General features: G+C 51.0%; 9 protein-coding genes. 1 reads left to right on the forward strand and 8 read right to left on the reverse strand.

The annotated features are described in order from the left end of the window. Positions 1-197: 197 nt before the first annotated feature. Together HPS53_RS03035 and HPS53_RS03040 are read right to left on the reverse strand one after the other, a co-directional pair. Positions 198-566 carry a four helix bundle protein gene (locus HPS53_RS03035; protein ID WP_172204282.1) on the reverse strand — a complete coding sequence of 123 codons (369 nt, stop codon included), beginning with the start codon at positions 564-566 and terminating at the stop codon, positions 198-200. Between the two features lie 111 nt (positions 567-677). Then, entirely contained in the window at positions 678-1907 is a 1230-nt protein-coding gene (locus tag HPS53_RS03040) for a nucleoside recognition domain-containing protein (protein ID WP_172204283.1), read from the reverse strand. A 227-nt stretch (positions 1908-2134) separates the two neighbouring features. Between HPS53_RS03040 and HPS53_RS03045 the strand changes: the two genes are divergently transcribed. Further along, positions 2135-3436 (forward strand): LruC domain-containing protein, encoded by a 1302-nt coding sequence (locus HPS53_RS03045; RefSeq protein WP_104368798.1) that lies wholly within the window; start codon positions 2135-2137, stop codon positions 3434-3436. Positions 3437-4065: 629 nt separating this feature from the next. On the opposite strand, the gene HPS53_RS03050 is transcribed toward HPS53_RS03045, so the two are convergent. The 6 genes from HPS53_RS03050 to HPS53_RS03075 form a co-directional block, all read right to left on the reverse strand. Beyond that, positions 4066-6111 carry a DUF4842 domain-containing protein gene (locus HPS53_RS03050; protein ID WP_172204285.1) on the reverse strand — a complete coding sequence of 682 codons (2046 nt, stop codon included), beginning with the start codon at positions 6109-6111 and terminating at the stop codon, positions 4066-4068. Between the two features lie 197 nt (positions 6112-6308). Further along, on the reverse strand, positions 6309-6926 hold the full coding sequence (locus tag HPS53_RS03055; protein WP_172204287.1) for a WbqC family protein: 618 nt from the start codon (positions 6924-6926) through the stop codon (positions 6309-6311). A 168-nt stretch (positions 6927-7094) separates the two neighbouring features. Further along, positions 7095-7643, reverse strand: a complete 549-nt coding sequence (gene lepB / locus HPS53_RS03060; protein ID WP_104369158.1) for a signal peptidase I — start codon at positions 7641-7643, stop codon at positions 7095-7097. 77 nt (positions 7644-7720) lie between these two features. Further along, entirely contained in the window at positions 7721-9148 is a 1428-nt protein-coding gene (gene lepB, locus HPS53_RS03065; protein WP_371741749.1) for a signal peptidase I, read from the reverse strand. Positions 9149-9248: 100 nt separating this feature from the next. Then, positions 9249-10004 carry a 4-hydroxy-tetrahydrodipicolinate reductase gene (gene dapB, locus HPS53_RS03070; RefSeq protein WP_172204291.1) on the reverse strand — a complete coding sequence of 252 codons (756 nt, stop codon included), beginning with the start codon at positions 10002-10004 and terminating at the stop codon, positions 9249-9251. A gap of 973 nt (positions 10005-10977) precedes the next feature. Continuing rightward, positions 10978-12579: a DUF3943 domain-containing protein gene (locus tag HPS53_RS03075; RefSeq protein WP_253942805.1), complete on the reverse strand. Its 1602-nt coding sequence runs from the start codon at positions 12577-12579 to the stop codon at positions 10978-10980. Positions 12580-12692 lie beyond the last annotated feature (113 nt).

The following is a 12692-nucleotide window of genomic DNA, read 5'->3' on the forward strand; positions in this document are numbered from 1 at the left end:
AAAAAGGTAAAAAACACCGGAACTTACATTATCAGAAAACCGTATGACATTATACAGATAATCATCTATCTTTTGTCTTTTCATGATTCTAATCATAATTCTAATATGATGACTTTTCAATTTTACTATAACAGATATTTATTAAGACAAACGAATTGTCTTTCAATAATATAATTACAGATGTTTATTACTTTTATTTATCTTCCCTTTTCTTGTTTTTTTATTTTGTTTATTATGTTTATCAATGTTCCAATTATTGTTTTCAAGTCCGTAACCAACGAGTTATGTTCCTTTTCACTTATCACTTCCGACTCATATAACAAGTCCAACCAATACTCAGTCTCGCTTGCTTCTTTCAGGGCAATGCTCAGTTTACTTATATAGTCCGCATCGCTTTGAGCATAGATGCTTTCCGCGATATTTGCCCCGATGCTCGTGCCCGACCTGTATAATTGCTTCGAAATGACATATTCTCCTCTGTTGTCACGCAAACAACAGTAAAGCCTCACAATCCTCAACGCAAAGCATTTGCTCAACTGATAAATAACATTCTTCCCCTGCCCCATAACTATTTATTTTATATCCACGCATCCGTTTGTATTTACTCACTAACAATAATAATGGCCACTCCCACGCCGCATGGCTTTTTACCTTTTTACTTCTTTACCTTTTTACCTTTAAAAAAACAAATAGCACACCCCTATGGCGGCAACCACTCCGGCCGCGTCTGCGAGCAGGCCGCAGGTGACGGCATGGCGTGTGTGGCGCACTCCCACGCTGCCGAAATACACGGCGAGAATATAGAACGTGGTATCCGTGGAACCTTGGAACACGCAACTCAGGCGACCCACGAACGAGTCGGCACCGTATGTAGTCATAGCGTCGACCATCATGCCGCGCGCCCCGCTGCCGGAGAGTGGCTTCATCAGCGCCGTGGGTAGCGCGCCCACGAAATCGCCGCTGCCTCCACATGCCTCGACAGCCATGCGGACGGCACCTGTGATGATGTCCATCGCCCCGGATGCACGGAACACTCCCACTCCCACGAGCATAGCCACGAGATACGGTATGATGCGCACGGCGGTGGAAAAACCGTCTTTCGCTCCCTCGATAAACGTATCGTACACGTTTATCCGCTTTCTCACCCCGGCGATTATGAAGCCCGTGATGACGGTCATCAGCAATATGTTGGCCACGCTCACACTCACGGTGTCCATCATCACCTTATCCATACGGCCGAAGCCCCATACTATCGCGGCTACGACCGCACACATTCCGCCGAGCGCCAGTATCATGGTACGGTTGATGAGGTTTATCCGCTGATAGAGGCTTGTGACAACGATACCTGTCAACGTGGAGAAAAACGTGGCGAGAAGAAGCGGTATGAACACATCGGTAGGATTGGCAGCGTCCATCTGCGCCCTGTACACCATGATACTCACCGGTATCAGCGTCAATCCGCTCGTATTGAGCACGAGAAACATTATCATCGGGTTTGTGGCCGTGTCTTTTTTCGGATTCAGCTCTTGCAGCTGCTCCATGGCTTTTAGTCCGAGCGGCGTGGCGGCGTTGTCGAGGTTCAGCATATTGGCGGCAATATTCATGAAGATGCTCCCGGTGACGGGATGCCCCCTGGGTATGTCGGGGAAAAGACGAACAAACACCGGACTTAGTATTCTTGCCAGCGCCGCCACCACCCCGCCGCGCTCGCCTATCTTCATGATGCCGAGCCATAGGGAGAGCACGCCCGTGAGCCCGAGCGAAATTTCGAAAGCTGTCTTCGACGATGCAAACGTGGAGTCCATCATGGCGGGGAACACTTCAAGATCTCCAATGAACACGAGCCGTACCGCGGCCACGGCAAACGCAATGACGAAAAAAGCCATCCAAATATAATTGAGAACCATCTGTACGCAAACTGCTTTTATTACATATTCATACCGTGCAAAGACTGCGCTTGGCCGGGCGAAATGAAACCGGCCCTGTCATTATCCGTTCCGTGCACGGCACGGCCTATCTCCTGCAAAGGTACAAAAATACTCGCAACGAGCGGTAAACAAAAGTGTTAAAGACAGGAGAACAACGCCAAGGTAGGGATTTTTTTCATACATTTGTAAGATTAAAGACACCTATCATGAACAACAAGGCAAAACTGCTGATTGCACTCACGTTGACGGCCGGCGCAGCCACATCGTGCAAAGACAAGGACTACTTCGACCAAGGGGTATACGAAGAGATTGTGAGCGGAGCTTTCCCCGTGACAGACGTTGACCGGGCGCACACGTGGGAGACCATTAAGCCTGTCACGGTGAGAACGACACTCAGAACAGCCGACAAGTCGATATACACCATACGGATATATGCCGGAAATCCTATCGGCGGCGACAGACCGACGCTTCTCGCCTCGGGACGCGCGCAGGGACAAGGCCGCTTCGAGACGGCAATAAACCGTATGACGACGGAAAACACCGCATACATAGCCCTCACGGCAGAAGACGGACACACAAGAATATACCGCCGGACAATTGCCGGAGGCACGCTAACGACCGAAATAGGAGGAACCGACATTGCCGGAGAGACATCATCGATGCCTGCAGAGGGAGAGAGGCAGAGCCTGCGGTACTGTTTCGAGGAGAACTTCCCCGAACCGGGCGATTTCGATTTCAACGACATCGTGGTGTCATTGCAACCAGAGATAGACGAGACAAACCCATACATAATGCGACTGACGGTAAGCCTCGATGCCGTGGGGAGCCTCAACCAACTGGCGGCGGCCGTCAGACTGAAAGGAACGAGCCGCGACCAACTGCTCGGAGTGAGGACAGAGGGCGACGACTGGTTCGACTTCTACAACCGCACCACGGCCAGTCTCAACCTGATAGACAACGGAAAGCTCGTGACCAAGGCACACAACGGCGATGCCGTAATATATCTGTTCAACGATGCCCACTGGGCGATGAAGCCCGTGAAAGCGACAGACGGAAGCGTCGCGAGACCATACTACAATACTTACAGGGGCATCATGAAACCCGAAGACCTCTTCGAGGCGGAAGACATCGCTCCGCGCAAGTGTACCATATCGATAATGTTCGACAGCGAGACCACCGCGCGCAGTATCTGTGCCGCCAATCTCGACGTGTTCATGATAAAGCAGTATAACGGCGGAACATGGGAGATACACACGCCACCGTTCAAACTCGACAACGCTCTGTTCGACTATTCCACAGCCGCGTACGACAACCCGTATATCTGGGCGCTGCTGTTACCTGGAGGAACGCCCTACGCACGAGAGACAAAACCGATAGGCTCGTTCACAGACAGCAACATGCTGGGCGGGGCATACCAGACTTTCGGGCACTCGTTCGGTGAGTGGGCGCGAGACCGTAACTCGGCGACAGACTGGTATATGTATCCTGAAAAGAACATGGTGTATTAGTTATTTTAAGAAGACAATGGGGCTTTTAAGGAGTTAAGGAGTTATCGCTCGAAAGCTCGCTAAGGAGCCAAAGACAACAGCTTTATGTATTGAGGAATTGTATTGAAGGATTAAGGGAGTTATCGCTCGAAAGCCCGCTAAATAATTAAAGAGAAAATGATAACAGTCCGGGGAGTAGACGATAAGTACAAAACCATGATTACTTTAATGTCTTGAAAACCATTGTCTTTAACTCCTTAGCGGGCTTGCGAGCGATAACTCCTTAACTCCTCAAAAATCCCCTTGATTACTCAAAACAAAACACCTTCCATATTCCACTCGTTTGAAAATAAAAATCCGACAGCTCTAAATATCGACGTATTTGTCGGTTCTCGCAACGTCCTCTATGTCATTTGATACACCTAATTCCCCTACAAAAACATACTCCACCTACCCGCCCTGTCTTTCCAAGAAGCACCCCGCCGGCACACAATAAAATGCTTGCGACATACAACAAAAAGCAGACCGGCACGCAACACAATGCGCACCGACATGCAACGGCAACAAAAAAAAGAGATGCACCGCAGGCGCATCTCTTTATCTTTCGTTTCGGGTCGGAACTGATTCCGACTTCATTCATTTTGTTTTTTTTACTGTACAATCTTGTCTTCCACGGGTGATTTGTACCACTCATTCTCGTTGACATCTTTAACCCAGTCCTTGAACGCCGGGTAAGCGGCATCTATACGTGTCCACTCGGTAGGCCAAATCCAGTCACCCGGCAGACAGAGCATCATCGGAGCCTTGCCGGTCTCGGTGCCCATGGTGATGGTTCTCGAATCTCCGTTGCTCTCGACAGTGATGGTGAAACCATGTTTCTCCATACTGAAATCACTGCCAACCTTTACCTTTATCGGGTCGCCGGCAACACCTTTCGAACCCCTCGTGTTTAGTAACGGATACTTACCGTCGTCACCCGGAGTCACACCCGGACTGACAAGGTGGTGTATCTCCGCATTATCGGCAATGGGCATGCCGTTATATTTTATCACCGACGGCAGATTACCACCGGCCGCAAGCGGAGTGACCGTCACAAAATCACGGCCTGCCACATAGCTTATGCCGAACACAACATCGTTGAAATCGAAATCGCCGATAGCGCCGAGATCCTCGCACGCGAGTATCCACGATTGAGCCTCAGGCTCCGGATCGGGGTCTTTGCTCGGCACTTCTATCTCATCTTTCTGGTCGGGAGTGTAAGCACCGTCTACCCAGAACACTATGTCGTTGAGATCTTCGTCCGCTCCATCCTCAAATCCGAGGAAACAATGCCCCTTATATGTCCAAGACACTGCCTTGACACTGCCACGCGTCATATCCGCCTGGCTCAAGTCATATCCCGGGCCCTTCATGTAGTAGTGCCCTATGCGGCGGTTCAGTTCCGGCAAAGAATAGTTGTATTTGCCTTTGCTCTCAAATGAACCGCAATCCATCGGGCGGATAAAGAACACCACATGATAACCGGCCGGGAAATCGTATGTTCCGGTTTCCAATTCATGGTTCTCACCAAAGAATGCCAATTTATAATTCGTTCCATATAAAAGAGAACTTGGGCCATGGCCGGCTATGCTGTCTTTATCGCCCCATACAGACAATTGCATGTTCTCGTGCAACTTTGTTCCCTGCCAGGAATCCCAGTAAATATTCTCTTTCGGGCGTCCGTCACGCATCAGGATATAGTGCGGTTGGGTCAACGGGTCCTGGCCGTCCTTATAATACACATATCCGAGCATGTTGGTGTTTATCGTGGCACCATATATATAAGGCAACTCTATCTCTCCGCCCTCTGTCGTTATGGAGAAGCCTTGTTCTACCTTGGCCATTTCTTCAGCACTGTTATAGAATGTGCCGTACTTCGGTGCCAAATTATAATGCAAGAATTCCTCAAAGAACGAACCTGAGCCGAAGTTCTCATAACCCCAACTTAATTTATAAGGATTGGCCGCAGTTTTTTCAACACCGTCAAGGTAAATATTTGGAATACCGGCTTTCTCACCGTTTTGGTTGATAAACCAATCCGCAACCGCTCCTGTTCCGTTGTCCGCAAATCCCCAGGGAGCTTTCTCCCTTGCCTGTTCCTCGGTCAACTTTTCACCGTTTATATTATAATAGCCGGTAAAATACTGCATAACAGTATCTTTCTCGCCTTTGGTGACATTGCACTCGCCTGCGGCTCTCGTGGCGGGAGCGTTCTTTGCCATGCTTGCCGTGTTGGTGCCTATGTTCACGAAGCCGTTTTCTATGCCGTAATATCCGTAAACACGGTACTCGCCGTTATTGTTGACAGCCACAAACACTTGGCTCATGCTTTTAAGAGCGTCGAAAACGATACTGCCCGTACCATTGTCCAATTTGGTTTCAGCCATGAGATAACAGCCTTTTTCGAGAGGGTTGGTCGTAAATACCCGCACAGCGCTTTCCCCTTTGATGTAAGGAAGATTGATGTTCAGGGTAGTACGCACAGCCATGTTCCAGTCCTGTTCGGCAGCCACGCTACCAAACGCATTCTCCCAACTTTGAGCATACTGCTTGGAAGCATAGTTGGGGTCAAAGAAATCCGTCTCCTTCGAGCACGAAGAAAGAAGAACTGCACCTGCCACAACTGCAAGCAGGGAGGCTTTGTTAAACATAATCATAATTCTTTATATCTGGTATTTGTTAAGTTATTCATGAGGTATACGGCGGCAAAGATATGTAAAAAAAAACAACTGCCAAATTTCCAGCGAGTTAAATTTGAAGAAACGACCATTTTAACTATCGCGATGACCGTGTAATCCACACTTAAAACAATACCGAGATACGAAAAAACGAAAAATCAACCGGGAGCGGCACGCTACCCGACGAGATAGAAGATGCTCTCGGGACCCATGTTGAAAAGCAGGTCGAGGATGCTCATATTGGGCAGGAAACCGTGCTTGCGTGCATACACCTGATAGTAAGGGCGAGGCTCGAATTCGTCGTCGGGCACCGGATTTTTAGGGCGGATGGCGTCCCGATAGTCTATGACATGAGGCGGAAGGGCGTCCGCAGGCATATACTCATCGGTATACCGGATATCGGGGCGAATGTCGACAAGCTCGCAAATCTTGCGGCATATATCCATGTTCATGTCATGAAGGAATGTCCACCGACTCTCGAAAAACGGCTGTATATCGTCTGCATAGTATTCGAAAAACGGCGATTCGCTGTATGCGCTCAGCAACGCATGCCAGTGGACATGGCGCCAGTTGCCGTGATCGCTGATACGTATGTCTCTCAGGCAGTCGCTGTCGCCACGCACGACAGGTATGGTGAGAGCCTGCGGACCGTTGGCCGTGGCTATCACGCAACGGTTGCGGAACGTCTGTTTCTGATAATTCTCGCAGCCCTCCATCAGCACCGAGCCGTGACGTGCCAGCTTCTGATACCACTGGACGGGTCCGAAATATGTTGTGGATAGAATTGGATACATAGAGGATTTTGATTTTATATGGCAGGTGGCGGATGTCAATATGCCGGACGATTGATGTTAACACAGTAAATGCCAGATGCCAATACGGTAAATGCCAGCCATTACATGGCAGGTGACAACATGGAAAACATCAAGTGCCAGATCTCATATTTTTACCTTTCCACCATTTTACCTTTTTACCTTTAAGAATAGTCTGTCGGGGTCGTAGCCCTCGAATGGCGGCAATTTGTCGTCGTGATTGTACAGGATGAGGCATACACGGCCTATTATCAGGCTCTCGGGCACAAACCCGAAGACACGGCTGTCGGCGGTGTTCGCTTTGTTGAGCGACTCCATCCAGTAGCAATCCTCCTCGTCACAGTTTATTTTTCCGGGTACGGTGACCGTGCCGCCGGCTGTTCTCACCGTGTCGCCAGGCAATGCGGTGCAGCGGCACACTACGATGCCCGATATCGAGTCGGACGGACTGTCGAAAGCGACGATGTCGCCCCGCCTCACCTCCGAGCGCCACAACCGGCCGTAACTGAACAGACTGCCGTTGCCACCCGCACGAAGGCCGTAGCTCCACCGGTTGACAACCACACGGTCGCCTCGCCTGAGCACCGGTTCGAGCGCATTGCCGTCGACGGTGAGCAGGGTGAAAGCCAGGCTGCGGAAAGCGAGCATGCACAATGCCGCCACCGCAAAAGCAAGTATAAACTTAAAACCGGCTTTCATAAATCCTCCATCACATTATATTAATATCCGTGTCCGTATGTGTGGTATATCAGCTGCTGCCTGATATGCCCCGGCCGTCACCTGATGTTGTCCACAAAACGGAACAGCCTGTTCCAGCGCACTCCACCGAAGAAACTCTTGTCGGGATTTGACGACCACCAGATGAATATAGGCTTTCCCACGATATGGTCTTCGGGCACGAATCCCCAGTAACGTGAGTCGGCCGAGTTGTGCCTGTTGTCGCCCATCATCCAGTAATAGTCCATCTTGAAAGTATAGCTCGACGCCTCTTTGCCGTTGATGATTATCTTACCGTCGCGCACCTCGAGGTCATTGCCCTCGTAAGCACGTATAGGCCGCTCGTATATCGCTATGTTATCGAGCGTCAGGTCTATGCTCTTTCCCTTGGCCGGGATCCATATCGGGCCATAGTTGTCGCGAGTCCAGTGCATGTTTCCGTTCAGCGGATAGATGTCCCTGTCGGTTGCCGCGGTGTTGAGCTCTATGCGCTCCACAATATCCTTGCGGGCCGAGAGCGCCGCCACGGCCCGCTTTGTCAGCGGCATGTAACCGGCGGTGTTAAGGCTCCGCAGGTCTTCCATCGATATTCCAAGCTCATCCATCAGCCCGTCAGGAATGGCCTGACGCAGTTTTACGTAATAGGTGTACTGCACGTTGTCCGGCTCTTTGTTGGCCTTTCCGTCGAGATATACTATCCGGTTCTTTATCTGCAACGTCTGTCCGGGCAGTCCCACGCACCGCTTCACATAGTTCTCGCGACGATCCACGGGGCGCGTGTCTATCGCGCCGTATTCCTGCGGGTTGCCGGCTATGTATGAGCGGCCGGCCGCATACACGTCGCCGAAGTAGCGCAGGCGTTGCGTCACCGACAGCGAGTCGGGATCGGGGCCTTGCGGATATATCTGGTATCCGAGCCCGTAGCACATCATATAGAAATCCTGTGCCTGATACTGGGGCGCCGAACATATGGTGTCGCCGGCCGGATAGTTGAATACGACAATATCATTAAGCTCCACCTTGCCCAATCCTTTCACACGGCGGTACTCCCATTGCGGCCACTCGATATACGACTTGCATTGGAGCACTGGCAGGGTATGCTGCGTGAGCGGCATGGTAAGCGGCGTCTGCGGCACCCTCGGGCCGTAGCTGACCTTGCTGACGAAGAGATAATCGCCGGTAAGGAGCGACTTTTCGAGCGAGCTCGACGGTATGACATAGTTCTGGAAGAAGAACAGGTTGATGAAATATACGGCCACGAGGGCAAACACTATCGCGTCGACCCACGACATTATGAACCGCACTTCGGGCGTGGGCGACTCTTTCCACCACTGCCATTTTATCTTTTTCGATATGTAAGCGTCGTATATGAACGGGACAACCACAAGTCCCCACCAGCTCTCCACCCACAGGAGGAAAGCCAGATAAAGCACAAGCACGGTGATAAACTTGATCCATTGCGTGCGCATGTTTATTTCTTTTCTCATCTTATATTTATTTGTCATTGGCTTTTATTTAAAGGGATGCCGGCGATAAGCAGGAGGGCTGACAGGTGTCTGCCGCAAAAAAGCCGGAAGCTCCCCTTTCCTAAAAATCAAACATATCGCTTATCGTCAGCAGGCCGCTGTGGTCTTTGGTATACTCGGCGGCGAGCACCGCGCCCAGCGCAAACCCCTTGCGTGAGTGCGCGTCGTGTGTTATCGTGATACGGTCTGCCTCGCTGTCGTATGATATGCTGTGTATTCCCGGCACCTCGCCGCGGCGTATGCTGTCTATACGCAACTTGTCGGCGGGAGTGTCTTTCGTGCCCTCCACGGTGCCGTCGGGATTTGTCACCGTGCCAACCGTCCAACCGTCCTTGCGGTCCAGGCGGGCCGTTATCTCCTCGGCAAGCGTTATCGCCGTGCCGCTCGGGTGGTCGAGCTTGTGTATGTGGTGCACCTCCTCCATCTCCACGTCATACTGTCCGAAGCCGTTCATCATCTTGGCGAGATAGCGGTTTACGGCGGAGAAGATGGCGACACCTATAGAGAAGTTGGACGCCCAAAACAGCGTATGCCCCTCTTCGCCACACATCCGGCGCACATCGTCACCGTGGTCTTTCATCCATCCGGTAGAGCCGCTCACCACTTTCACGCCTTTATCAAACGCTTTGAGAAAGTTGCCATACGCAGCCTGCGGAGCGGTGAACTCTATCGCCACGTCGGCCGAGGCAAATTCGGGACTGTCGAAGTCATGAACATTGTCCACTTCGATTATACTTACGATTTCATGACCGCGGCTAAGGGCAATCTGCTCTATCATCTTGCCCATCTTGCCGTATCCTATCAATGCTATTTTCATGTCCAATTATTGCTTTATCTCGGCAAAGATACTGATTTTTAGCGACAAAGGGGCAATATTTACAAGGAAATTTGAGGATACGGAAGGTTCTTAAACACAAAAGGGCAAAGGGGATAAAAACGATGGAAGACTGTGCCGGAGAAAAGGAAAAAGATTTTTTTTGCGAAGTCAGGCAGGCAAAGGAAGTTATCTGAGAGTTGATTTCTGTATATTGCTTTTTGAACACTCCCTTCCGTTCTCTGTTTTTGTCTTCCCGCCTTTCAGGCATACTCCCGGTTCACGAAAAGGCTTTTTTGTAATAACAATATCACGGATTTAACACTTTGTTTTTCGTCAAGATAGAAAACGAATACGATACTCACCGCTATATGCTATGCGATATGCCGCCATTCGCCGGATTGTTTTTTTCCGCAACGGGATGCCCGTTGGAGCGCGTTGGGTTGCCAATCGCGTCGCGTTCGGTGTCCCGTTGCATTCCGTTTAGCGTCTGAATGGGAGGCAACGGGACGCTGAATGGAAAAAATATTTCCGGTAGGTGTGGTTGGTATGATATGGGAAACAGGTATGGTGGATGTATTAAGTTGATGCACAAGCATTTGTGTAATGCAACCCATAATTCGCTTATTTCCGGCCTTTGTGCTTTTATTTTTAAACGGGCGAAATATGGAGAGCGTTTTGTAAAGTTTGTTCAATGTCTTTATTTCGTATATACCGACACGGAAACACACCGTCAGGCCCGTGCTTTTGAGTATGTGGCAATGAGCATACCGCACACCATAACCAAAGGTTGGCGGTACGCAGTTTGCAAACTGCCGGTACATTGCCGGAAAAAGCTCAGAACGCATGATTTACCGATAACACATGGCTCGGGAAGAGGAGAAAGGCATGGTATATTCCGCCACACCCCTACCCGTTGACAATATCTGCCATACATTTCCCTATACACAAAAAACAGTTCGCCAGGCGAACTGTCTTAAAACATCTTCCACGCAAGACCGATCTGGGCGGTGAACGTGTTTGCGCTCACATCGTCATAATATTTATAGTGAGTGTCGCGCAGATAATATGACGCCGACACATCGATGCCTAACTTGTCGTTTACCGACAGATGCAGGCCGGGAGTCAGCACGAGCAACTGAGCGTTGCCCTTATCCCCCTGGGCATTGAGGTATAAAGGGTCTACGGTATCCAGGTCCTTGCCTTCATAACCCTTCCACGTGTATATTCGATAGTAGTCCGCACCGAACGTGAACCGCCCGTAGCGGCCGAACTCCATTATGGTTGTGGCCTTGGCGCTGTACCCGCTGCCCATATTGTAATCCCGGTCTATCACGTTGTAATAGTCGCTCAGCGAGCCGCCGAGCAGTATTCCGCTGATGAAGACACGCTGTTCGAGATGCGTGAGGTTGCCTATCTGCGGGAACTTGTAGATCACTCCCGGACCTACCGACGCAGCCTCCGAGATACGGAAAGGCACCATGCTCGTGCCGTCTTTCACAGGTTGCGAGTCATAGTAGTTGAAATGCTGGAACAGTCCGAACTCGGCCTGCATGTCGTTACCCGTATATACCGGTGCGCTCCACAACTGGCCGAGCAGATGCACGCCGCTTATCAGCGGCTGGTTCGAGCTGAGTCCGAAAGTGATGTCGGCCGTGAAATAGTCATACGGCTTGTTGGTCGACTCGTCAAACGGGTCCCCGTATGTCAGGTTCACATTCACATACGGGTTGGACTCGCCTCTGAACATGGCATTGTCATCGGCCAGATAGCGGTATCCGGCCGATAGATTGAAGCTCACGGGCAACCGCTCGTAATCATGATATTTATAGTATGACGTGCGCACCCGCCACGCGTCGCCGCTGACAATCCTGTTGAGCGCCTTTATGGGGCACACCAACGCACCGAGAAACTCACGGGCAAAACGTCCGAATCCGCGCTGGCGGTCGTCGTAAATAAGGTCGCTTATCCTGCTCGTCACCTCGCCGATGCACACTCCTCCCACGGTGGTGGCGATGAGGTCGTTGATGGCCGGCGGCTCCGTCTCGCACAGCGTCTCCCACATCAGGCTGCCGCAGAAAGCATAAGGCACCGACTCCCAGAAGTTCATGCCGTTGCTGCGGGCGGCGTTGAAGTACAGTCCGCCGTGGTAAGGGTGGGCGAACAGATTGGTGGAGAACTGGTCGTTGTCCCACACGAATCCAGTCTTCACGTTATGCCTCATCGTCGAGAACGTCACCCGGGCAAACTCGGCGTCGAGCGCATAGCGGTCGAACCCGAGCACAAGCATATTTATCCCAAACGCCTCCGCTGCCGCCATCCACGGCTGCTTGCCTCTCCTTTCGGGATTGTCGAAGGCGTATATCGTCTCGCCGGGAGTCAGACCGCCCTGCCCTACCGTCATCACGGGCGGCAGGTTGCACTCCTCTGCCTCGCCCTCACTCACCACACGGCCCAGATAGTGCGCGGCAATACTGTCGCGTTGTGCGGCCGTAAGCGAGTCGGCATGCGACTGTTCTTCGGCCGAAACGGCGGCGCACACCAGCAATGCGACGACAGACAGATATTGTTTTATCATTACAGATACTGATTTAGATTACTAATTACACTTTATTCAGATTACCAATTCCATGGGAGGGCTGAGCGTATTTCCCCATCCGCAATCCTTTAATCACAATGATTGATCCCAGC

This window comes from Prevotella sp. PTAC, assembly GCF_013166535.1.
Classification (GTDB): domain Bacteria; phylum Bacteroidota; class Bacteroidia; order Bacteroidales; family Bacteroidaceae; genus Prevotella.

Bases quoted from the DNA above. Each gene is read 5' to 3' on its own strand.
- HPS53_RS03055 (WP_172204287.1), bottom strand. From the start codon at position 6,926: ATGTATCCAATTCTATCCACAACATATTTCGGACCCGTCCAGTGGTAT.
- HPS53_RS03040 (WP_172204283.1), bottom strand. From the start codon at position 1,907: ATGGTTCTCAATTATATTTGGATGGCTTTTTTCGTCATTGCGTTTGCC.
- HPS53_RS03075 (WP_253942805.1), bottom strand. From the start codon at position 12,579: ATGATAAAACAATATCTGTCTGTCGTCGCATTGCTGGTGTGCGCCGCC.
- HPS53_RS03045 (WP_104368798.1), top strand. From the start codon at position 2,135: ATGAACAACAAGGCAAAACTGCTGATTGCACTCACGTTGACGGCCGGC.
- dapB (WP_172204291.1), bottom strand. From the start codon at position 10,004: ATGAAAATAGCATTGATAGGATACGGCAAGATGGGCAAGATGATAGAG.
- lepB (WP_371741749.1), bottom strand. From the start codon at position 9,148: ATGAGAAAAGAAATAAACATGCGCACGCAATGGATCAAGTTTATCACC.
- HPS53_RS03035 (WP_172204282.1), bottom strand. From the start codon at position 566: ATGGGGCAGGGGAAGAATGTTATTTATCAGTTGAGCAAATGCTTTGCG.
- lepB (WP_104369158.1), bottom strand. From the start codon at position 7,643: ATGAAAGCCGGTTTTAAGTTTATACTTGCTTTTGCGGTGGCGGCATTG.
- HPS53_RS03050 (WP_172204285.1), bottom strand. From the start codon at position 6,111: ATGATTATGTTTAACAAAGCCTCCCTGCTTGCAGTTGTGGCAGGTGCA.